The organism is Kiloniellales bacterium (genome assembly GCA_030064845.1).
Classification (GTDB): domain Bacteria; phylum Pseudomonadota; class Alphaproteobacteria; order Kiloniellales; family JAKSDN01; genus JASJEC01.
In genome coordinates this window covers 21915-43902 of sequence record JASJEC010000013.1, presented here as the reverse complement: position 1 = coordinate 43902, position 21988 = coordinate 21915, and the positions used below count along the sequence as shown (strand labels likewise).

Genomic DNA, 21988 nt, shown 5'->3' with positions numbered 1-21988 from the left:
GGTGCCCGAGCAGCCCTACCGTTCGCGCGTCTCGCCCGTCTCCGCCGGACTCGGTTGCCGCTGCCCGCGCTGCGGGCGCGGCCGCCTGTTCGACGGCTATCTGTCGGTCGCGGAGCGCTGCACCGAGTGCCACCTGGACCTGACCAAGGCGGACAGCGGCGACGGCCCCGCCGTCTTCATCATCTTCATCCTGGGCTTCCTCGTGGTGCCGCTCGCGCTCCTGCTGGAAGCGATGGCCGCGCCGCCCTACTGGGTCCACGTGGTGATCTGGCCGATCGTCATTCTGGGCGGCGCGCTTGCCCTCCTGCGCCCCCTGAAGGGCCTGCTGATCGCCCTGCAGTACCACCACAAGGCCAGTGATTCTGGCACCCAGTCCTATGACTGAAGCGGCGCTCGGCCGGTTCCGCCCGACCTTGTGGGCCACCCTGGCGACAATCGTCAGCCTGATCGTTCTGCTCGGCCTGGGCGCCTGGCAGCTGCAGCGCCTGACCTGGAAGGATAACCTGATCGCCGAGCTCGAGACGCGCGGCGGTGCGACGCCGATCGCCTTGCCCGCGGGTCTCGTCGAGAGCGACGATCTGGAGTTCCGCGCGGTCCGCCTCGACGGCCGGGTCTTGCCGGTCGAGCCGTTCTTCCGGGGACCGACCAGCCTCAAGCGCCAGGTCGGCTACCACCTGCTGGTGCCGTTCCAACTGGATGACGGCCGCCAGGTGGTCGTCGACCTCGGCTTTCTGCCGGTCAAGACCGGCGATTGGGCGGGCGAGCTGGCCGCCGCCTGGAAGGTCATCGGGCCGGTCCTGGAAGGCGCGCCTCCGGCCACCCTCGAAGGCATCCTGCGCCGCGGCGGCTGGCAGGGCAGCGACTTCCTGCGGCCGGTCAACGATCCGGCCAACCGGGTTTGGCACTACGTCGACCTGCCGGCGATGGCCGGGCAGGCCGGGCTGGACCGGCCGGTCGAGGCCTTCTATGTCGTGGCGCTCTCCGGTGGCCTGGCGGACGACCGGCTGACCCGGGTGCGCCCGGGCGTTGACCTCAAGAACGACCACCTGGAATACGCGCTCACCTGGTTCTCCCTCGCCGGCGTCCTGGTGGTGATCTATCTGATCTTCCACTGGCGCGGCAGAGGAGTTCGCCGGTGACCGCCTATCAAACCCTCGAGACCCGGTTCCGCCGGCTCTACGCGCTGCGCCAGGCAGCGGGAATTCTGCACTGGGACATGGCGACCGTGATGCCCGACGGCGGCGCCGAGGCGCGCGGCGAGCAGCTCGCCGCCCTCGACGTGACCGGCCACGAGATGCTGGCGGCCGCCGAGATGGCCGAGCTCTTCGCCGCGGCGGACGAGGAGCGGGTCAACCTCGACGTCTGGCAGGCCGCCAACCTGCGCGAGATGGCCCGCGAGTGGCGCCACGCCACCGCGCTGGAGGCCGACCTCGTCGACGCCCTGGCGCGCGCCACTAACCGCTGCGAGATGGCCTGGCGGGAGGCGCGGCCGAAGAGCGACTTCGCCCGGGTGCTACCCGAGCTGCGCGGCCTGCTCGACCTCGTGCGTCGGTCGGCCGAGGCCAAGGCCGAGGCGCTCGGCGTGGCGCCCTACGACGCGCTTTTGGACCAGTACGAGCCGGGCGGCTCGGCGGAACAGATCGAGGCCGTGTTCGATGACCTGGCGGCCTTCCTGCCGGATTTCCTGCAGCAGGTGCTGGACCGCCAGGCCGGCGCACCGGCCCCGGAGCGGCCCGAAGGCCCATTCCCGATCGCCGCCCAGGAAGCGCTGGCGCGCAGGCTCATGGCGGCCGTGGGCTTCGACTTCGCGCACGGCCGGCTCGACGTCAGCCTGCATCCCTTCTGCGGCGGCGTGCCCGACGACGTGCGCATCACCACGCGCTACGACGAGACCGACTTCATGACCTCGCTGCTGGCCGTGCTCCACGAGACCGGCCACGCCCTCTACGAGCGCGGCCTGCCGCCAGAATGGCGGCTGCAGCCGGTCGGCGAGGCGCGCGGCATGTCGGTCCACGAGAGCCAGTCCCTGCTGGTCGAGATGCAGGCCTGCCGCGGCCCGGAGTTCCTGGCCTTCATGGCGCCGCTGGCGCGCCAGGCCTTCGGCGGCGACGGCCCGGCCTGGGAAGCAGAGAACCTGACCCGCCTCGCGAACCGGGTCGAGCGCGGCCTGATCCGGGTCGACGCCGACGAGGTGACCTATCCGCTCCACGTCATCCTGCGGTTCCGCCTCGAGCGGGCCCTGATCGCGGGCGACCTGCCGCTCGAAGACCTGCCGGGGGCCTGGAACGAGGCCATGGCGACGCTGCTCGGCGTCACGCCGCCCGACGACCGCTTGGGCTGCCTCCAGGACATCCACTGGTACAGCGGCGCCTGGGGCTACTTCCCGACCTATACCCTCGGCGCCATGACCGCGGCCCAGCTCTTCGCCGCGGCCAAGAAGGACCGTCCCGAGATCCCGGAGGCGATCGCGCGCGGCGACTTCGCGCCCCTGATGGGCTGGCAGCGCGAGAAGGTGCACGGCCAGGGATCCTCGCTGTCCACCGACGAGCTCCTGACCCGGGCGACCGGAAGCCCGCTCGACCCGGCCGTGTTCAAGGCGCACCTGAAGGCGCGCTATTTGCCCTGATCCTGTTTGCCCCGCCAGCCCCGGAAGCGGGCGAGGCGCAGGCCGCCGGTCACGGTCTCCGGGAAGTAGCGCACGTAGCACTGCAGGTCGACGTCGCACCAGACCACGCCGGCCGGCCCGTTCTCGGGCGGCTCGGCCCGCGGCGCCTGCGACAGGGCCTGGTAGAGGGGTCCCTGGTCCTCCTCCGGGACGTGGCCGACCCGGCCGACGTAGACCGGGCCCTCTTCGCATAGGCGGCCGACGGCGACGCTCTTGGCCTTGGGGACGCCAGGGTCGGTCGCGTAGCCCATCACCTGGAAGGGCTCGACCCGCCAGCTGACGATCTTGCTCCAGTAGTCCGGGCGCTTGTCCTCCAGGTAGGGCGAATCGAGCCGCTTGGCGATCACGCCTTCAAGGCCGCGCTCGTAGGCCGCCTCGTAGTAGGCCTTGCCCTGGCCGACGATCTGGTCGGTCACCAGCAGCCGGTCGTGGGGGGCGCTGCCGACCAAGTCCTCCAGGCGCCGGCGCCGCTCGCGGAGCGGCAGTGCGGTGATCTTCTCGCCGCGTTCGTAGAGCAGGTCGAAGGCGACGTAGGTCGCTTCATGGACCTCGCGCGCCATGGCGATCTTGGCCGGGTTGCTGGCGTGGGCCCGGTGCTGCAGGGCGTTGAAGGACGGCCCCTCCGGTTTGAAGACGATCACCTCGCCGTCGAGCACGCAGCCCTCGGGCAGGCCCTGGAAATCGAGCTCGGGGAACTTCGCGGTGATGATCTGCCGGTGCCGGTTCTGCAGGCGCAGCCCGTCATCGGCGATCGCCAGGCAGCGCAGCCCGTCCCACTTGATCTCGAAGCCGTAGTCCTGGCTGTCGAAGGGCTGGCCGCCGCCCTGGGCCAGCATCGGCAGGATGGTGCGCGGTATCGCCATGGGGACAGGGCGGCGCCCCGCCGCGGTCAGCCCGCGGCTTTCTTGGCGGCGCGGCGCTTCGGCGGCGCCTTGGCGGCGGACTTCGCTGCCTTGGCCGGCGCCTTTTTCGCTTTGGTCGGTGCCTCGCTGTCCTCGACGCTCTGCTTCAGGGCGTCCATCAGGCTGACGATGTTGGCCGCCTGGGGCGCGTCCTCGGCGAACTCCGCCGGGCGGCCCTCCAGCTTCGACTTGACCAGCTCGAGCACGGCGTCACCGTAGCGGTCGCTGTACTCGTCGGGGTCGAAGTCGCCCAGGTTCTGCTCGACCAGCTTCTCGGCCAGCTCCAGCAGGTTCTTGTTGGGCACCTCTTCCTTGATGTCCTCGAACACGGCCGTCTCGGAGCGCAGCTCCTTGCCGTAGCGCAGGGTGGTCAGGACCATCCCAGGGCCGCGCGGCTTGAGCGCGGCGATCCGTTCCCGCCCGCTCAGCACGATGCGCCCCAGGGCGACCACCTGCTTGCGCCGCATGGCCTCGGCGAAGACTCGGAAGGACTCCTCGGCGACCGCGCCGTCCGGGGCGACGTAGTAGTTGCCGTCGCTGTAGAGCCCGTCGATCGAGTCGGCGGGCACGAACTTCTCGATCTCGACCGTCTTGTTGGTCTCGAACTTGAGGGTCTCGAGCTCCTCCGGGTCGACGATGACGTACTTGCCCTTCTCGTACTCGTAGCCCTTGACCAGCTCGGCGCGGTCGACCGGGCCCAGCTCGGTGTCATGGGGCACCAGCTTGATCCGGCGCTTGGTGTCCTTGTGGACCTGATGGAAAGCGACCCGGCTCGAAGAGCTGGTGGTCGCGAAGAGGCTGACCGGGAAACTGACCAGCGAGATCTTGACGAAGCCCTTCCAATAGGCGCGCGCTGCCATGGCACTTCCCCTACCTGGGTTTGAAATCGCCGGCATTCTGGCGTTCGAGCCTTCAGGAAGAGTAAAAGGGGGTCGAGAGAGGGGCCATCGAGTCAGGTCCCGCCATCCCGTGTCTGGATCGCGCGGGGCCGGGTTACCACTTGAGTCTCAGGTCACTACCAAAGAGCGAGGGATCATGGCGGTATCGGGTATCGGCAAGATAGCGGGGAAAGCCGCCGGCTCGGCGGCGGGAGCGCTCGGCGAATTGATGGGTTCTGGCGTCTATCCCGAGACTGAATTCGGTCTGGCCGCTTATCTCTACGAACGCGTGCTGCAGACCGAGAAGTCCTCGGAGGCGCGGGACCGGGACTATCACCTGGAGCTCATGCGCCAGTGCCTTGCCGCGGTGCGCCGCTAGCGGCTTCTATGGCGGGTGGAAGTCCATACCCGCCGGCGGCCACGATGGGGCAGAGACCCGATCGGCCGGGGTTCCGACGCTGGCTTGCCCGGCTTGTGCGGGGCGTCTAGATTAGCGCTCCCCGCCGGGGGTCGGGACGCACGGAATGAAGTACATCTCAACCAGGGGCGCCGCCCCGGTTCTTCAGTTCGACGAGGTTCTTCTGGCCGGCCTGGCGCAGGACGGCGGCCTTTACCTGCCCGAATCCTGGCCGGTTTTCACCGAGACGGAGATCGCCGGCATGGTCGGTCTCGGCTATGCCGAGGTTGCCCGGCGCGTCATGGCGCCCTTCGTCGGCGACTGCCTGAGCGAGGAGGATCTCGCCGCCGTTCTCGAAGAGAGCTATGGCGGTTTCGGCCACGCGGCGGTCGCGCCGCTCAAGCAACTGGACACCGACCTCTGGTTGATGGAGCTGTTTCACGGCCCGACCCTGGCTTTCAAGGATTTCGCCCTCCAGGTCGTCGGCCGCCTGTTCGACGCCGTGCTCGCACGCCGCCGCCAGCGGGTGACCGTGGTCGGCGCCACGTCGGGCGACACGGGCTCGGCGGCGATCGAGGCCTGCCGCGACCGGGAGCGTGTGGAGATCTTCATGCTGCATCCTGAGGGCCGGGTCTCCGAGGTGCAGCGCCGCCAGATGACCACGGTCCAAGCGCCCAACGTGCACAACTTCGCGATCCGGGGCAGCTTCGATGACTGCCAGGACCTGGTGAAGGCCATGTTCAACGACGCGAAGTTTCGCAACGAGATGAGCCTCTCGGCCGTCAACTCGATCAACTGGGCGCGGGTCGCCCTGCAGATCGTCTACTACTTCGTCGCCGCGCTCGCCCTCGGGGCGCCGCGCCGGCCGGTCGCCTTCGCCGTGCCGACGGGCAACTTCGGCAACGTCTACGCCGGCTACGCGGCGGCGCGCATGGGCCTGCCGATCGAGCGGCTGATCGTGGGATCGAACAGCAACGACATCCTGACCCGCTTCTTCGCCTCGCGGGTCATGTCGGTGGCCGAGGTCCAGCCGACCCTGTCACCGTCCATGGACATTCAGGTCTCGAGCAATTTCGAACGGCTGCTCTTCGCCATCCTGGGCCGCGACGGTGCGGCCGTCGCCCGCACCTTGGCCGATTTCCGGTCGAGCGGCCGCTTCGCCCTGACCGACCCGGTCGACCAGGCGCCGCTCGCCCTGTTCCAGGGGCACCGCCTCGACGACGAGGAGACCCTGGCCGAGATGGGCCGGCTCCATCGCGAGACCGGCGAGCTGATCGATCCCCACAGCGCGATCGGCATCGCCGCCGCGCGGGCGGTCGAGCGCCCGGCGGGCGTGCCGGTCGTCGCCCTGGCGACGGCGCATCCGGCCAAGTTCCCGGCCGCCGTCGAGCGGGCCTGCGGCGTGAGGCCCGCCCTGCCGGCGCGCCTCGCCGACCTCATGGAGCGTCCCGAGCGCCTCACCGCGCTGCCCAACGACCTGCGCGCGATCCAGGCGGAAATCAAGAAGGCCAGCACCCTGGAATCCGTTCTATGAACCCTTGCGGTCGGCCCGTCAGCCCGGCCCTCGGCCCCTCACCGGCGCCATGACCGTCAGAGTCACGCGCCTGCCGAGCGGCCTGACCGTCGCCACCGACGCCTTCGACACGGTCGAGACCGTGACCCTGGGATCGTGGATCGGCGTCGGCACGCGCCACGAGCCGGCGGAGATCAACGGCGTCGCCCACCTGCTGGAGCATATGGCCTTCAAGGGCACCGAGCGGCGGGACGCGCAGCAGATCGCCGAGGAGATCGAGGCCGTCGGCGGGCAGCTGAACGCCTACACGGGGCGCGAGAACACGGCCTTCTACGCCAAGGTTCTGGCCGAGGACGCCGCCCTGGCGCTGGACATCATCGCCGACATCCTGCAGAACGCGCGCTTCGACCCGGAGGAGCTGGCGCGCGAGCGGGCCGTGGTCCTGCAGGAGATCGGCCAGGCCCACGACACGCCGGACGACATCATCTTCGACCACTTCCAGGAGACGGCCTACCAGGGCCAGGCGCTGGGCCGCCCCGTTCTCGGCCGCGCCGACGTCGTGGCCGGCCTGTCGCGCGAGAGCCTCTGCGGCTACATGACCGACCACTACGGCGCCGGGCAGATGATCGTGGCGGCGGCCGGCCGGATCGACCACGACGCCTTCCTCGACCTGGTGGGCCGGGCCTTCGAGGCGCTGCCTTCCGGCGGCAAGCCCGGTTGGGAGGCGGCCCGCTACGACGGGGGCGGCTATCGGGAGCAGCGTGATCTCGAGCAGGTGCACCTGCTTCTGGGCCTGGACGCGCCGGGCTATCTGGACCCTTCCTACTACGCGCTCATGGTGCTTTCGACGCTGCTCGGCGGCGGCATGTCGTCGCGGCTGTTCCAGGAGGTTCGCGAGCGCCGCGGGCTCGTCTACTCGATCTACTCCTTCGTCTCGTCGTTCCGTGACGGCGGTCTGTTCGGCGTCTACGCCGGCACGGGGGAGACGGAGGCGGCGGAACTGCTCCCCGTGGTCTGCGACGAACTGAGCCGCCTGTGCTATGATATCGAGGCCGTCGAGGTCGACCGGGCCAAGGCGCAGCTTCGGGCCAGCATCCTGATGTGCCGGGAGAGCACCGGCTCGCGCTGCGAGCAGCTGGCTCAGCAGCTTCTTTCCTACGGTCGGCCTATCGCGCCCTCGGAGATCCTGGAGAAGATCGCCCGTGTCGATGTTGCCGAACTCCGCAGCCTGGCCGGAAGTCTCCTGGGCAGCCAACCGACCTTCGCCGCGCTCGGCCCGATCGCTTCGGTCGAGGAGATGGACCGATTGGCCGCGCGTTTGACCTGAACGGGGCCATGCGGCTCGCGCCTCTCGGCCACGTCTTCTCGCGCCGGCTTCGTCTGGAACGGGACCGCGTCTACCTGCGCACGCTGCGCCAGGGCGACTGGCGGGACTGGTCGGAGCTGCGCGAGGAGAGCCGGGAGTTCCTGGTGCCCTGGGAACCGACCTGGTCGCACGATTCCCTGAGCCGGGCCGCCTTCCGGCGGCGGGTCAAGGCCTACGACCGGGAATGGCAGCAGGGGACCGCCTACAGCTTCCTGATCCTGCGCCGCGACGACGAGACGATGCTCGGCGGCGCGACGCTCTCGCACCTGCGCCGCGGCGTCGCACAGTCGGCCAGCCTCGGCTACTGGATCGGCGGCCGCCACGCCCGCCAGGGCTACATGACCGAGGCGCTGGGCGCGATCCTGGACTTCGCCTTCGACGACCTCACGCTGCACCGGGTCGAGGCGGCCTGCCTGCCCGAGAACAAGGCCAGCCGCGCGTTGCTGCAACGCAGCGGGTTCCGCGAGGAGGGCTACGCCAGGGAGTATCTGCGGATCAACGGCCGCTGGCAGGACCACGTCCTCTTCGCCCTCCTGCGCAGCGAGTGGCGCGGGCAGGCGGGCTCGGGATAGCGTTGGTCCGCCCGGTTGTCGGGGTTGCTTCGGGTCCCAGGCTCAGTTCTCAGGCGTGGCCCGCCTCGCCGGACAGCATGGAGACGTCGATGCCGAGCTTGGCGATGGCCCGTTCCCACTTGCCTTCGAGGTCCTCGTCGAACACCAGCTCCTCGTCCGGATCAACCAGCAGCCAGCTGTTCGACTGGATCTCTGCGTCAAGCTGTCCCCGGCCCCAGCCGGCATAGCCGAGCGCCAGCAGGCTGCGCCTCGGCCCCTGGCCGGAGGCCATGTCGCGCAGGATATCCACCGTCGCGGTCAGCGCCATGTCCTGGCTGACGCGCAGGGTGCCGTCCTGCTGATAGTCGGTCGAGTGGAGCACGAAGCCCCGGCCGGACTCGACCGGGCCGCCGAAGTGGATCTTGACGTTCTCGTCCGGCTCGGTGTTCTCGATCTTGAGCTGCTCGAGCAGGTCGGGGAAGGTGATCGAGCCGATCAGCCGGTTGACCACGAGGCCCATGGCCGCGTCTTCCGTGTGCGCGCAGAGGTAGATCACGGTCCTGGCGAAACGCGGATCGAGCATGCTCGGCATCGCGACCACCAGCTTCCCGGCGAGTGAAGCACCCTTCTGGCTCTCTAACGTCATACCTGTCTCTTGAACCTCTCTCTCCCGCGCTCGATGCCCGTCCGACCCGAAGCAGGCAACACAACAAAGTGACCTATTGAAGGCGACGGCCAGGGGAGATCTCACTATATATAGGCCGTCTGGAAGCGTGAAAGACCTTCGATCTTCTATCACGACAAGCGGTGTCGCGGACCATCAATTTTAGGATGTATATCAAGCGTTTAATTCTTGCCCTCCTGTGCATGGCCCTGGCCCCGGCGACGGCGCAGGCGGCGGCCTCGGCGTGGGTCGATCACGACCATGCCCGCTTCCGGCTGATATCGGCGTCGGACGGCGCCGACCCGGCGGCGCCCCTGCGCCTCGGCCTGCACTTCAAGCTGTCGCCCGGCTGGAAAATCTACTGGCGCACGCCCGGCGACGCCGGCTTCCCCCCTTCGGTCGACTGGGAGGGCTCACGCAACCTGGCCGCCGCCGAGATCCGCTGGCCCGTGCCCCACCGCTTCACCCTGTTCGGCCTCGATACCTTCGGCTACGGCGACGAGGTCGTCTTTCCCCTGAATTTGACCCCGGAACGCCCGGGCGAGGCGGTCGCCCTGCGCGCCTCTGTCAGCTACCTGGTCTGCTCGGACATCTGCGTCCCTCACGACGGCGAGGTGGCGCTCGACCTGCCCGGGGGCGGCGGCGGGCGCAGCCTGCACGCCTTCCTGATCGAACAGGCCGAGGAGCTCGTGCCCGACGACGGCACGCGCCACGGTCTCTCTCTGGAGAGCAGCGTCCTGAGCGGGACGGTGGAACAGCCCGGGCTCCGGGTCGTGGCCCGGTCCGCCGTGGCGTTCGACGCGCCCGACCTCATGGTGGAGGGACCGCCCGAGTACTACTTCGGCCGGCCCGAGGTGACGCTGCGCGACGGCGGCAAGGCGGCCGAGTTCGAGCTGCCGATCGGGCGGCAGCCCGGGCACGAGGGCGTGCTCGAGGGCAAGCGCCTGGTGCTGACCCTGGTCGACGGCCGGCGCGGCCTCGAGCAGGCCGTGGTCGCGCGCCACGGCGGAACGTCGGGCACCGACCTGGGGACCTGGCTCACCATGCTCGGCCTCGCCGTGCTCGGCGGCCTGATCCTGAACCTCATGCCCTGCGTGCTCCCTGTGCTCTCCATCAAGCTGCTCGGAGTCGCGGGCATGGCGGGGCGCGACCGCCGGGAGATCCGTCTCGGCTTCCTGGCCTCCTCGGCCGGCATCCTTGTCTCTTTCCTGGTGCTGGCCGGTTTCGTGCTGGCGCTGAAGGCCGCGGGCATGGCGGTCGGTTGGGGCATCCAGTTCCAGGATCCCGTCTTTCTCAGCACCATGGCCGCCGTGGTCACGCTCTTCGCCTTCAACCTGCTGGGCCTGTTCGAGTTCTCGCTGCCGGCTTGGCTGGGCGCCCTGGGGTCTGCCGGCCCCGATCGCGGCCTCGCCGGGCATTTCATGACCGGCGCCCTGGCCACCATCCTGGCGACGCCCTGCTCGGCGCCCTTCCTCGGCACCGCCGTGGGCTTCGCGCTGGCGCGCGGCGCGCCGGAGATCCTGGCGATCTTCGCCGCCCTCGGCGTCGGTCTCGCCTTGCCCTATCTCCTGGTCGCCCTGATGCCCGGGCTGGCGGCTCGCCTGCCGCGGCCCGGCGCCTGGATGGTCGTCCTGCGGCGGATCCTCGCCCTGGCCTTGCTCGGTACGGCGGTCTGGCTGCTCAGCGTGCTGGCCGCGCAGGCCGGGCTGGTCGCGGCGCTGCTGTCGAGCGGCTTGCTGGCGGCGATCGCGCTGGTCTTCTACGGCGGCCGCCGGCTCGGCAGGGGCGCCCTAGCCGCCGTGGTCGCGGTCCTGGCCCTGGGCGCCGTGGCGGCGCCGGCCGGCTTCGCCAGAATGGACGCCGAGGCGGTGCCCGCGGTTGCCGTGGCCCAATCCTGGCGTCCACTCGCGTTGGACGAGATCCCGCGCCTGGTCGGCGAGGGCAAAACGGTCTTCGTCGACGTGACGGCGGACTGGTGCCTGACCTGCCAGGTGAACAAGACGCTGGTCCTGGACCGGGGCGCCGTGGCGCAGCGCCTCGCCGGGTCGGAGGTGGTGACCATGCGCGGCGACTGGACCTCGCCGGACGAGGGGATCAGCCGCTATCTGGCGAGCTTCGGCCGTTACGGCATTCCCTTCAACGCGGTCTACGGCCCCGGCGTGCCGGAGGGTCGGGCGTTGCCCGAGCTGCTGACCGACTCCGCCGTGATGGAGGCCCTGGACCGGGCGGCCGGCGGCTGAAGCCGTCACCGACAGGCCGCCAAAGAGTCCTTTACCTGCAAGTGCCGCGGCTTATTCTTGGCGCCACGCTGGGGTTTCCCCGGGGCAGGAACAAGAGATGGGAGGGCTTCCTTCATGACGATCAAGGTTGGTGACAAGCTACCGAGCGCGACCCTGGCACATATGACCGGGGAAGGCCCGGCCGAGATCGGCACCGACGAGCTGTTCTCGGGCAAGAAGGTGGTGCTCTTCGCGCTGCCGGGCGCCTATACGCCGACCTGCTCGGCCAAGCACGTGCCGGGTTTTCTGGCGAACGCAGACGCGATCAAGGCCAAGGGCGTCGATACCATCGCCTGCCTGTCGGTCAACGACGCCTTCGTCATGGGCGCCTGGGGCAAGGACCAGGGTGTCGGGGACAAGATCCTGATGCTGGCCGACGGCAGTGCCGAATTCACCAAGGCCGTGGGCCTGGAGCTCGACCTGACGGCGAGGGGCATGGGCGTGCGCTCCCATCGCTACGCCATGGTTGTCGAGGACGGCGTGGTCAGGACCCTCGATGTCGAGGAAAACCCCGGCGGCCTCGACGTCTCCAGCGCGGAATCGGTACTGGGCTCGCTCTGATTGATCCGGGTCGGACCAGAGGGTCCGACCCCGGTCTTGCCAGCTAGCGCGCGGCTCTTCGGGCAGCGACGCGGGCGAGTTCGTCGACCCGCTCGTTCTCGTCGTGACCCGCGTGACCGCGCACCCAGTGCCAGTCGACCGTGTGCTGCACCAGCGCCTTCTCGAGCCGTTGCCAGAGGTCCTGGTTCTTGACCGGCTTGCCCGCCGCGGTCTTCCAGCCTTTCCGCTTCCAGCCCTCGATCCACTTGGTGATGCCGTCGCGCAGATAGGTGCTGTCCGTGGTCAGGACGACGCGGCAGGGGCGCTTCAGCGACTCCAGGGCGGCGATCGCCGCCATCATCTCCATGCGGTTGTTGGTCGTCGAGCGTTCGCCGCCGGACAGCTCCTTCTCGGTCTCGCCGTAGCGCAGCAGGGCGCCCCAGCCGCCCGGCCCAGGATTGCCGCTGCAGGCGCCGTCGGTGAAGATCTCGACCCGGTTCATCGCCGCTCTCCCTCAATCCAATCCATAGGCGCCGGGCCCCGTGACCTCCTGGTGGAAGCGCAGCTTGTTCCAATACTCCAGCGGGTCCTTGGGCTTGACCAGGGCGCCCGGCGGCTGGTTCAGCCAGTCGAACAGCCGGGTCAGCAGGAAGCGCAGCGCCGAACCGCGGGCCAGCAGGGGCAGGGCTTCCAGCTCCGCGGCGGTGATCGGTCGAACCGCGCGATAGGCCCGCAGCAGGTAGCGCGCCTTGGTGATGTTGAAGGCGTTGTCCGGCTCGAAGCACCAGGCGTTCAGGCAGACCGCGATGTCGTAGGCGAAGAGGTCGTTGCAGGCGAAATAGAAGTCGATGATCCCGGTCAGGCGGTCACCCAGGAAGAACACGTTGTCGGGGAAGAGGTCGGCGTGGATCACGCCGGCCGGCAGGTCCGCCGGCCAGGCCGCCTCGTGCTGACGGAGCTCGGCCTCGAGCGCCTCGCCCAGCCCGGGCCGGACCTCGTCGGCGCGCGCGATCGAGGCTTCGAGCAGGGGCCGCCAGCCCGCGACCGAGAGATCGTTGGCCCGGTGGCCGGGAAAGTCGCTGCCGGCGAGGTGAAGCTCGGCCAGGGCCCTGCCCAGGGCCCGGCACTGCTCCGGCAGGATACGCCGCGGCGAGAGGCCGTCCAGGAAGGTGATGACGGCGGCGGGGCGGTTGCACAGCCGCCGCAGGGTCTCGCCGTCGCGGCCGGCGACCGGGGTCGGGCAGCCGATCCCGCGGGCGGCGAGATGCTCCATCAGGCCGAGGAAGTAGGGCAGGTCCTCCGCCGCGACTCGCTTCTCGTAGAGCGTCAGGATGAAGCTGCCGGCGGTGGTGCGGAGCAGGTAGTTGGAGTTTTCGACCCCCTCGGCGATGCCCTTGAAGGCCAGCACCTCGCCCAGGTCGTAGCCGTCGAGGAAGGCCCTGAGTTCCTCGTCGGAGACTTCGGTGTAGACGGCCATGAGAAAAGGACTTGTCTCGAGCGCCGCCGGGCCGGCAGTTGCCGGCGCGCTCAGCCGGCGGCGGCGGTGGCTTCCGAGAGCACCCGGGGCAGCTTGAACTGCACGTGCTCCTCGGTGACGGTGATCTCCTCGATGGTCACCTCGTAGCGCTCGTAGCACGCGGCGATGACCTCCTCGACCAGGATCTCGGGGGCCGACGCGCCGGCGGTGATCCCCAGACTGCCGATGTTCGCCAGCTCGTCCCAGTTCACCGCGGCCGCGCCCGGCACGAGCATGGCCTTGCGGCAGCCCAGCTTGTGGGCGACCTCGACCAGGCGCGCCGAGTTGGAGGAGTTGGGCGAGCCCACGACCAGGAGGGCGTCGCAGCGTTCGGCGATCGCCTTGACCGCCTGCTGACGGTTCGTCGTCGCGTAGCAGATGTCTTCCTGCTTGGGCCCGTTGATCTCGGGGAAGCGCTTCTTCAGGACCGTGATGATCTCTTCGGTGTCGTCGACCGAGAGCGTGGTCTGGGTGATGTAGGCCAGGTTGGACGGGTCGTCTATCTCTATGGTCAGGGCCTGCTGGGTGTCCTCGATCAGCACGATCGACCCAGGCGGCAGCTGGCCCATGGTGCCGATTACCTCCGGGTGGCCCGCGTGGCCGATCAGGATGATCTGGCGCCCGTCCCGGAAGTGCCGTTCGGCCTCGCGATGCACCTTGCTCACCAGGGGGCAGGTGGCGTCGACGTAGAACAGGTTTCGGCGGTCCGCCTCGGCGGGCACCGACTTCGGCACGCCGTGGGCGGAGAAGATCACCGGCAGGCGATCGGGCACCTCGTCGAGCTCCTCGACGAAGACCGCGCCCTTGGCCTCAAGGGTCTCGACCACATAGCGGTTGTGAACGATCTCGTGGCGCACATAGACCGGCGGTCCGAACTTGTCGAGCGCCCGCTCGACGATTTCGATAGCCCGTTCGACGCCGGCGCAGAAACCGCGTGGATTGGCCAGCAGTATCTTGAGCTTGGGCTTGGTCATGTCTGCTCCGATCGATCTGTCCCGTAGCGCGGCGCTCGAGCCCCTGCCGCGGCTTCCAAATTCCTATTCAGGCTTGCCCTCGGCCCGATGGGCGGGTACTTCCGACGGAGCCTTAGTTGCGAAGGGGTGATAAGGCCGCCGCTCGGCGGCGTCAACACGCCGCCGGCAAGGTAGTACAGGCAACGGCTGGAAGGAAGAGCCATGACCGAACCGATTCCCGCGCAGAAGGCGCCCTTCAAGGTCTCCGTCGAGGCCGGGCGCAAGTACTTCTGGTGCGCCTGCGGGCTCAGCAAGAAGCAGCCGTTCTGCGACGGCTCGCACACGGGGACAGATCTGGCGCCGGTGCTCTACCAGCCGGAGAAGTCGGAAGACGTGTGGTTCTGCGGGTGCAAGGCCAGCGGCCGGAAGCCGCTCTGCGATGGCTCGCACAACGCCCTGTAGTTCGCCCGACGGCAGGACGGCCCGCCGGTCCGCGCCGGCCCACGTCCTGCTGGTCCTGCTCCTGGGGGTGCTGACCGCCTGCTCGAGCGACGGGCCGCGCCTGTTCTGCCCGCTCGGCGTCCCGGTGCGCGACGCCTCCTACATGGTGCGCTACGACGGCCAGGGGCGGGATCTGACCAACGTGCTGTTCGAGGCCGAGCTGATCGATGTCTTGGTCCTCTGCTCCATCGACCAGGACGACGAGAGCGCCGAAGTCGAGCTCGAGGTGGTGGTGACCATCCGGGCCATACGCGGCCTGGCGGACCAGTCGCGCGAGGCCAACTTCAACTACTTCGTGGCCGTGATCGACCCGAAGAGAAACGTGATGGCGCGCGAGGCCTTCGACATGACGGTGCCCTTCGAGGGCAGCCAGTCGCGGCTCAGGGTGGAGGACCGGCTGGAAACGGAGTTCACCATCCCGTCGGCGGAGGTCTCCAGGGACTACAAGGTCTACGTCGGCCTCGAGCTGACGCCGGAGGAAGTTGAGCTCAATCGCAGCCGACGCTGAGCGCTCCCGGGCCTGTCGCGGCCCTCGACGGCGTTATCCGCCTGGCGGTCCACTCGGCCCGACGGTGCGCGAGCGCGCGACGGTTGACTTTGACGCGCGCTGGTCTAGCTTTCCCTTGATTGGCCAGTGACCATTCGCGGGAGAGACGCGTCGCGGCCGGCGGCCGCGACCGGCGCCGAAGGAGCAACCGCCCCGGAAACTCTCAGGCAAAGGGACCGCGAAATGGAGGCGCCTCTGGAAAGCAGACACGGCACCCGAACAGCGTGACGGGCCGTGTCTCACCGAAGGGGTAAGCCGATGCCGGCGGTTTCCGGACAGGGTTCCGGGACCGGCCATCGGTGAATCTCTCAGGTCCGACGACAGAGGGGGTAGGGGATGCCACCCAGTGGCATGCCCGGCCCTGATGCTTGGACCGAGGAACGCCGTGACATGCCGACCAGCGAGACGGCCCCTTTGAAGCAGACGCCGCTCCACGAGCTGCATCTGGAGCTGGGCGCCAAGATGGTGCCCTTCGCCGGCTACGCCATGCCGCTGCAGTATCCGACCGGCATTCTGAAGGAGCACGGCCACACCCGCAGCCTGGCCGGCCTGTTCGACGTCTCCCATATGGGCCAGGTCCGTCTGGCCGGCCCGGCGGCGGCCGAGGCGCTTGAAACCCTGGTGCCGGTGGACGTGGTGGACCTGGGCGAGGGGCGCCAGCGCTACGCCTTCTTCACCAACGAGGCCGGCGGCATACTCGACGATCTCATGATCACGCGGACCGGCGATCATCTCTTCCTGGTGTTGAACGCCGACCGCAAGCGCGCCGACCTTGCCCATATCGAGGCCCATCTGGCCGGTCGCTGCGCGGTCGAGCCGCTGGAGGACCGGGCCCTGCTGGCGCTGCAGGGGCCGGCGGCGGGGGCGGTCATGGCCCGCCTGGCGCCGGCCGCCGCCGAGCTCCGCTTCATGACCGGCGCCAGCGTCGAGATCGACGGCGCGGCGTGCTTCGTCACCCGCTCCGGCTACACCGGCGAGGATGGCTTCGAGATCTCGGTCTCGGCCGACGGCGCCCCGCGACTGGCGCTTCACCTGCTGGCCCAAGAAGAGGTTGCGCCGATCGGACTCGGCGCCCGAGATTCGCTGCGCCTGGAAGCCGGCCTCTGCCTCTACGGGCACGATATCGACGAGGCGACGACCCCGGTCGAGGCGGCACTGGTCTGGGCCCTCTCCAAGGCGCGCCGACCGGGCGGCGCGCGGCCGGGCGGCTATCCCGGCGCGGCGGTGATCGGTCGCCAGCTTGCGGAGGGCGCGGCGCGCAGGCGGGTCGGCCTGCGGCCCGAAGGCCGCGCGCCGATCCGCGAGGGCATCGAACTGACGACTCTCGACGGACGGCCGATCGGCCGCGTGACCAGCGGGGGCTTCGGCCCCACGGTCGGCGGGCCGGTCGCCATGGGCTATGTCGAGACGGCCTCGGCCGCGCCGGGCACGAAGCTGTCGGCGATGATCCGGAACAAGGCGCAGCCTTGCGAGGTCGTCAAGATTCCCTTTGTCGAGCAACGTTACCATCGAGGTTGAACCAAAGCGGGGGCCGGACAGGCATGAGCGATCTCAAGTTCACGGAAGACCACGAGTGGATCCGCATCGACGGCGACATCGGCACCGTCGGCATCACGGACTACGCCCAGGAGCAGTTGGGCGATGTCGTCTTCGTCGAGGTGCCGGAGGTCGGCAAGGATCTGACCAAGGGGGACGAGGCGGCGGTCGTCGAGTCGGTCAAAGCGGCCAGCGAAGTCTACGCCCCGCTTGACGGCCAGGTGACCGAAGTGAACGAGGCCCTGGCCGACGAGCCCTCGCTGGTCAACAGCGCGGCGATGGCGGACGGCTGGTTCTACAAGCTCAAGCTGGCGGACACGGGGCAGCTCGAGGGGCTCATGGACGAGGCCGCCTACAAGGAATTCGTGGCCGGCCTGGACTGACCGGTCCGGCGCCCGGCCCCCCGGCGGGGCGCCGAACCTGAAAACGCCGAACCGAGAACCGAAGGAGCGACGCGACATGGCGGAAGCGAGACGCAGCCTGGACGATCTGAAGATGAAGGAGGACTTTGTCCGCCGCCATATCGGGCCGGGCCAGTCGCAGACCGAGGAGATGCTGGCCGAGCTCGGCCTGCCGTCGCTGGCCGCGCTGGTCGACAAGACCGTTCCCGCGTCGATCCGCTCGTCCGAGCCCCTCAAGCTGGGGAACGCCATGAGCGAGCGGATGACGCTCTCGACCCTGCGCCGCATGGCGGCCCGCAACCGGGTCTTCATCTCGATGATCGGCATGGGCTACCACGGCACGGTCACGCCGACGGTGATCCTCAGGAACGTTCTGGAGAACCCGGGCTGGTACACCGCCTACACGCCCTACCAGGCCGAGGTCAGCCAGGGCCGGCTCGAGGTCCTGCTCAACTTCCAGCAGATGATCATGGACCTGACCGGGATGGAGCTGGCCAACGCCTCGCTGCTCGACGAGGCGACGGCCGGGGCCGAGGCCATGGCCATGGCGCACCGGGTCTCCAAGAACAAGTCCGAGCGCTTCTTCGTCGACCGCGACTGCCACCCGCAGACCCTGGCCGTGGTCGAGACCCGGGCCCGGGCGCTCGGCATCGAGGTCGTGGTGGGCGATCCCTACGGCGAGCTGGACGGGCAGGACTTCTTCGGCGTGCTCCTGCAGTACCCGGGGTCGAGCGGCGAGGTGCGCGATATGCGGCCGGTCGCTGAGGCGGCCCGGGCGCGCAAGGCCCTGGTCTGCGTCGCCGCCGATATCCTCAGCCTGGCGCTGCTGACGCCGCCGGGCGAGCTGGGCGCCGACATCGTCTTCGGCAGCGCCCAGCGGTTCGGCGTTCCCATGGGCTACGGCGGGCCGCACGCGGCCTTCTTCGCCACGCGCGAGGCCTACAAGCGGCAGACACCGGGCCGCATCATCGGCGTCTCGGTCGACAGCCAGGGCCAGCCCGCCCTGCGCATGGCGCTGCAGACCCGCGAGCAGCACATCCGCCGGGAGAAGGCGACCAGCAACATCTGCACCGCCCAGGTTCTCCTGGCCGTGATCGCCGCCCTCTACGGCGTCTACCACGGGCCCGACGGCATCCGGACCATCGCCCAGCGAGTCCACCGCATGACCACGATCTTGGTCGCCGGTCTCCACCGGCTCGGCTTCGAGATCGCGAACCGGCACTTCTTCGACACGGTGACCGTGCGCGTGCCCGGCCAGGCCGGCCGGCTCGCGGCCAAGGCCCGCGAGTCGCGGATCAACCTGCGCGTGGTCGACGCCGACCACCTCGGCATCACCTTCGACGAAACGACCAAGAGGATAGATCTGGAGGCGCTGTGGCGGGTCTTCGGCACCCGGGCTGACCGCGAGCTCGACATCGAGGCGCTCGACGCCGAGGTGGTCGACCGCCTGCCCGAGGACCTGTGCCGGTCCAGCGCCTTCATGACCCACCCGGTGTTCCACCTGTACCACGCCGAGACCGAGATGCTGCGCTATCTGCGCTGGCTCGCGGCCAAGGACATCGCGCTCGACCGCTCGATGATCCCGCTCGGCTCCTGCACCATGAAGCTCAACGCCACCACGCAGATGATCCCCATCACCTGGCGCAACTTCTCGGCCATCCATCCCTTCGCGCCGCTCGACCAGACCCAGGGCTACCAGCAGCTGTTCGAGGAACTGGAGGAGATGCTCTGCGAGTTGACCGGCTTCGACGCCGTCTCGCTGCAACCCAACGCCGGCTCCCAGGGCGAGTATTCCGGTCTCCTGACCATCCGGCGCTATCACGAGAGCCGCGGCGAGGGGCATCGCGACATCTGCCTGATCCCGAGCTCGGCCCACGGCACCAACCCGGCCTCGGCCCACATGGCCGGTCTCGAGGTCGTCGTCGTGGCGAGCGACGAGAAGGGCAACGTCGATCTGGCCGATCTCGAAGCCAAGGCCAAGACGCACGCCGACAGGCTTGCCGCCCTGATGATCACCTATCCCTCGACCCACGGCGTCTTCGAGGAGGCGATCGTCGAGATCTGCAAGGTGATCCACGACCACGGCGGCCAGGTCTACATGGACGGCGCCAACCTCAACGCCCTGCTCGGCCTGGCCAAGCCGGGCAAGTTCGGCGCCGACGTCATGCACATGAACCTGCACAAGACCTTCTGCATCCCCCACGGCGGCGGCGGACCGGGCATGGGGCCGATCGGCTGCGTGAGCCACCTGGCGCCTTTCCTGCCCGATCACCCGGTGGTCGAGGGGGTCAACCCGGCACAGCACCGCGGCGAAGGCACGATCGGGACGATCTCGGCGGCGCCCTGGGGCTCGCCCAGCATCCTGCCGATCTCCTGGGCCTACATCGCCCTGATGGGCGGCCCCGGCCTGACCCGCGCGACCGAGATCGCGATCCTCAACGCCAACTACATCGCCAAGCGCCTGGCGCCGCATTACCCGGTGCTCTACACCGGCGCCCACGGCATGGTGGCCCACGAGTGCATCATCGACCTCAGGCCGATCAAGGAGAGCTGCGGTATCACGGTCGAGGACGTGGCCAAGCGCCTGGTCGACTACGGCTTCCACGCGCCCACCATGTCGTTCCCGGTGGCCGACACCCTGATGATCGAGCCGACCGAGAGCGAGGCCAAGCGCGAGCTCGACCGCTTCTGCGACGCCATGATCCAGATCCGCCGCGAGATCGCCGACGTCGAGTCGGGCAAGGCCGATCCCGAGAACAACCTGCTCAGGAACGCGCCCCACACCCACCGGCTGCTGCTGGAGGGCGACTGGACCAAGCCCTATACCAAGGAGGCCGCCTTCTTCCCCCTGCCGGCGCTGCGCGCGGACAAGTTCTGGCCGCCGGTCGGCCGGATCGACAACGTCGCCGGCGACCGCCACCTGGTATGCAGCTGCCCGCCCATGGAGGCCTATCAGGAGGCGGCGGAGTAGGGGCGGCGCTTGGCGCGGGTCGATTTAGCGTAGGTAACGATCGCCCTGGCTTGGATACATCACCGCGGCGTCTTCTCCGGCATCGCCGGTCTCGTTCAACGGACGCAGGCGGCTTTCCGTTAGTGCGCCGGCCCGTTCGAGAATTGGATAGGCCACCGACGTGAGGTGGCTGTTGATGCGTTTCAGGTCGCGCAGAATATCCATGTGATAAGCGCTGCTTTCGATCGACTCCGGTCGTCCGGCGCCGATCCGCCAGTAGTGGCGCTCGACGAAATCCTGTTCCAGGGCGCGAATGTCGACCTTCTGTTCCAGCAGTTGGCGGGCCAGGTCGGTATCGCCCGACATGAACACGTTCATCGCCAGCTTGAAGTTGGCTGAAATGCGTTCGTGCATGACCTTGATCTCGGCCAGACCCTCCTTCGAGAAACTTGCCCCCGCCTTGTTCCGGCGGGCGGCGACGTCCATGAGATTCTTGTCGATGATGTCGCCGATGTGCTCGAGGTTGGCCGTGAACATGAGGATCTGAACGGCCTGCCTGCTCTCGAAGGTATCAAGCTCGTTCTCGTTGATCTTGGTGAGATACAGCTTTATCGCCTCGTGCAGCCGGTCGACGACCTCTTCCGTGGCTTCCACGGCCTTGACGGTCTTCATATCGTCACCGGTGAGCGCATCGATGCTGCGGAGCAGCATCTGTTCGACCTCGTCGCCCATCCGGAGCGCTTCACGGGCTGCCAGCGCGATCGACTCGGCGGGTGTATCGAGAGCGTCATCGTCGAGATAACGGGGGCGGCCGTTCTCCGCCGCGGCTTGCTCTTCGGGAACCAGGCGTTCCGTCAGCTTGGCGACCACCTCGACGAAAGGCAGGAAGATGAGAGCGAGGGCGACGTTGAAGATGGTGTGGAAGTTGGCGACCATATGGCCGGGGTCGTCGCTGATCAACGCGAGATAGGGCTGAAGCCAGGGCAGCAGCATCAGCCCGAGCGCGACCCCCGCGAGTTTGATCAGAACATTGCCGAGCGGCACCCGGCGCGTCTTCGGCGGCGCACGCCAATTGAGGGCCAACGCGACGAGGGCACTGCCGAGATTGGCACCGATGACGAAGGCCAGCGCGAGATGAACGCTGATGACCTGAATCGCCGCCATGGAGGCGACCAGGATAATGAAGGCGACGCTCGAGTGCGCGGCCCACGTCAAGAGCGCGGCGGCCACGACCGCCAGCACCGGCTCCGCGGTCAATGGCCCCAGCAAGACGGCGACCGCCTCGGAATCGCGAAGCGGCGCGGAAACCGTCGAAATCAGTTTCAAGGACAGCAGCATCAGTCCGAGACCGATGGCGATCCGCGACAAGGCGCGGCGCTTGGAATCGTCGCTGAGATTGAATCCGATCACGCCGACGGCGATGAGCAGCGGCGAGAGCCAGAGGAGATCGAACGACAGGACCTGTACGACCAGGGTTGTCCCGACGTCGGCACCGAGCATGACCGCGATGGCGACGCCAACCGTGATGAAGCCCCGCCCGGCGAAGGATGACGCGATCAGAGCGGTCGCCGTGCTGCTCTGGAGGATGGCGGTGATGCCGAGACCGCCGGCGAACGCGGCGAGGCGGTTGCTGACCGCGCCGGCCAGGGTTCTGCGAAGCCGCGCGCCGAAACCCCGGGTCACACCCGTGCGGACCATGCGGATGCCCCATAGCAGCAAGGCGATCCCACCGAGCAAGTTGATCAAGGTTTCCATCGTGGCGGTGCCGACTGCCTCCGTGCAGGGGGACTGCTAGGGTTTACGCGTCTGTGACGTCAGACCTGAAGACT

21 protein-coding genes and 1 riboswitch are annotated in these 21988 nt (G+C 68.8%); of the genes, 14 read left to right on the top strand and 7 right to left on the bottom strand.

What is annotated here, in order from left to right:
- The first annotated feature begins 1 nt into the window (after position 1).
- From QNJ67_07200 to QNJ67_07190, 3 genes are read left to right on the top strand one after another with little or no spacing between them, the layout of a single operon-like run.
- Positions 2-385 (top strand): DUF983 domain-containing protein, encoded by a 384-nt coding sequence (locus QNJ67_07200; protein MDJ0608748.1) that lies wholly within the window; start codon positions 2-4, stop codon positions 383-385.
- Positions 378-1139 carry an SURF1 family cytochrome oxidase biogenesis protein gene (locus QNJ67_07195; protein ID MDJ0608747.1) on the top strand — a complete coding sequence of 254 codons (762 nt, stop codon included), beginning with the start codon at positions 378-380 and terminating at the stop codon, positions 1137-1139. The genes QNJ67_07200 and QNJ67_07195 overlap by 8 nt, the downstream gene beginning before the upstream one ends.
- Positions 1136-2626, top strand: a complete 1491-nt coding sequence (locus QNJ67_07190) for a carboxypeptidase M32 (GenBank protein ID MDJ0608746.1) — start codon at positions 1136-1138, stop codon at positions 2624-2626. The genes QNJ67_07195 and QNJ67_07190 overlap by 4 nt, the downstream gene beginning before the upstream one ends.
- Here QNJ67_07190 and QNJ67_07185 read toward each other — a convergent pair.
- Together QNJ67_07185 and QNJ67_07180 are read right to left on the bottom strand one after the other, a co-directional pair.
- Positions 2614-3528, bottom strand: a complete 915-nt coding sequence (locus tag QNJ67_07185) for a hypothetical protein (GenBank protein ID MDJ0608745.1) — start codon at positions 3526-3528, stop codon at positions 2614-2616. The genes QNJ67_07190 and QNJ67_07185 overlap by 13 nt on opposite strands.
- A gap of 26 nt (positions 3529-3554) precedes the next feature.
- Positions 3555-4427: a Ku protein gene (locus QNJ67_07180; protein ID MDJ0608744.1), complete on the bottom strand. Its 873-nt coding sequence runs from the start codon at positions 4425-4427 to the stop codon at positions 3555-3557.
- Positions 4428-4602: 175 nt separating this feature from the next.
- Between QNJ67_07180 and QNJ67_07175 the strand changes: the two genes are divergently transcribed.
- From QNJ67_07175 to QNJ67_07160, 4 genes are all read left to right on the top strand, one after another.
- The gene (locus tag QNJ67_07175; protein MDJ0608743.1) at positions 4603-4824 is read left to right on the top strand and encodes a hypothetical protein; all 222 of its coding nucleotides are present in this window, start codon (positions 4603-4605) and stop codon (positions 4822-4824) included.
- Positions 4825-4969: 145 nt separating this feature from the next.
- Positions 4970-6376, top strand: a complete 1407-nt coding sequence (gene thrC / locus QNJ67_07170) for a threonine synthase (GenBank protein MDJ0608742.1) — start codon at positions 4970-4972, stop codon at positions 6374-6376.
- A 49-nt stretch (positions 6377-6425) separates the two neighbouring features.
- Entirely contained in the window at positions 6426-7682 is a 1257-nt protein-coding gene (locus QNJ67_07165) for a pitrilysin family protein (GenBank protein MDJ0608741.1), read from the top strand.
- Between the two features lie 8 nt (positions 7683-7690).
- Positions 7691-8293, top strand: a complete 603-nt coding sequence (locus tag QNJ67_07160; GenBank protein MDJ0608740.1) for a GNAT family protein — start codon at positions 7691-7693, stop codon at positions 8291-8293.
- A gap of 49 nt (positions 8294-8342) precedes the next feature.
- Here the strand turns inward: QNJ67_07160 and QNJ67_07155 are convergent, their stop codons facing one another.
- Positions 8343-8918 (bottom strand): YqgE/AlgH family protein, encoded by a 576-nt coding sequence (locus QNJ67_07155; GenBank protein MDJ0608739.1) that lies wholly within the window; start codon positions 8916-8918, stop codon positions 8343-8345.
- A 185-nt stretch (positions 8919-9103) separates the two neighbouring features.
- On the opposite strand from QNJ67_07155, the gene QNJ67_07150 reads away from it, so the two are divergent.
- Together QNJ67_07150 and QNJ67_07145 are read left to right on the top strand one after the other, a co-directional pair.
- Complete coding sequence (locus QNJ67_07150) at positions 9104-11176, top strand: protein-disulfide reductase DsbD family protein (protein ID MDJ0608738.1); 2073 nt, start codon at positions 9104-9106, stop codon at positions 11174-11176.
- 114 nt (positions 11177-11290) lie between these two features.
- Positions 11291-11776, top strand: a complete 486-nt coding sequence (locus tag QNJ67_07145) for a peroxiredoxin (protein ID MDJ0608737.1) — start codon at positions 11291-11293, stop codon at positions 11774-11776.
- A gap of 43 nt (positions 11777-11819) precedes the next feature.
- Here QNJ67_07145 and rnhA read toward each other — a convergent pair whose 3' ends face one another.
- Genes rnhA through ispH form a run of 3 tightly spaced genes read right to left on the bottom strand, consistent with a single transcriptional unit; the run spans position 11820 to position 14245 of the window.
- The gene (gene rnhA / locus QNJ67_07140; GenBank protein MDJ0608736.1) at positions 11820-12257 is read right to left on the bottom strand and encodes a ribonuclease HI; all 438 of its coding nucleotides are present in this window, start codon (positions 12255-12257) and stop codon (positions 11820-11822) included.
- A 12-nt stretch (positions 12258-12269) separates the two neighbouring features.
- On the bottom strand, positions 12270-13232 hold the full coding sequence (gene thrB, locus QNJ67_07135; GenBank protein ID MDJ0608735.1) for a homoserine kinase: 963 nt from the start codon (positions 13230-13232) through the stop codon (positions 12270-12272).
- 50 nt (positions 13233-13282) lie between these two features.
- Entirely contained in the window at positions 13283-14245 is a 963-nt protein-coding gene (gene ispH, locus QNJ67_07130; protein MDJ0608734.1) for a 4-hydroxy-3-methylbut-2-enyl diphosphate reductase, read from the bottom strand.
- A 201-nt stretch (positions 14246-14446) separates the two neighbouring features.
- Between ispH and QNJ67_07125 the strand changes: the two genes are divergently transcribed.
- The 5 genes from QNJ67_07125 (at position 14447) to gcvP (ending at position 20180) form a co-directional block, all read left to right on the top strand.
- Positions 14447-14686, top strand: coding sequence for a CDGSH iron-sulfur domain-containing protein (locus tag QNJ67_07125; protein ID MDJ0608733.1), 240 nt, complete (start codon positions 14447-14449; stop codon positions 14684-14686).
- Positions 14664-15233 (top strand): hypothetical protein, encoded by a 570-nt coding sequence (locus QNJ67_07120; protein ID MDJ0608732.1) that lies wholly within the window; start codon positions 14664-14666, stop codon positions 15231-15233. Before QNJ67_07125 ends, QNJ67_07120 begins: the two co-directional genes overlap by 23 nt.
- Positions 15234-15360: 127 nt before the next feature.
- A riboswitch (glycine riboswitch) is annotated at positions 15361-15461 on the top strand.
- A 201-nt stretch (positions 15462-15662) separates the two neighbouring features.
- Positions 15663-16790 carry a glycine cleavage system aminomethyltransferase GcvT gene (gcvT, locus tag QNJ67_07115; protein ID MDJ0608731.1) on the top strand — a complete coding sequence of 376 codons (1128 nt, stop codon included), beginning with the start codon at positions 15663-15665 and terminating at the stop codon, positions 16788-16790.
- Between the two features lie 23 nt (positions 16791-16813).
- On the top strand, positions 16814-17191 hold the full coding sequence (gcvH, locus tag QNJ67_07110) for a glycine cleavage system protein GcvH (GenBank protein MDJ0608730.1): 378 nt from the start codon (positions 16814-16816) through the stop codon (positions 17189-17191).
- A 76-nt stretch (positions 17192-17267) separates the two neighbouring features.
- Positions 17268-20180, top strand: a complete 2913-nt coding sequence (gene gcvP, locus QNJ67_07105) for an aminomethyl-transferring glycine dehydrogenase (protein MDJ0608729.1) — start codon at positions 17268-17270, stop codon at positions 20178-20180.
- 24 nt (positions 20181-20204) lie between these two features.
- Here gcvP and QNJ67_07100 read toward each other — a convergent pair whose 3' ends face one another.
- The gene (locus tag QNJ67_07100) at positions 20205-21914 is read right to left on the bottom strand and encodes a Na/Pi cotransporter family protein (protein MDJ0608728.1); all 1710 of its coding nucleotides are present in this window, start codon (positions 21912-21914) and stop codon (positions 20205-20207) included.
- Between the last annotated feature and the right edge of the window lie 74 nt (positions 21915-21988).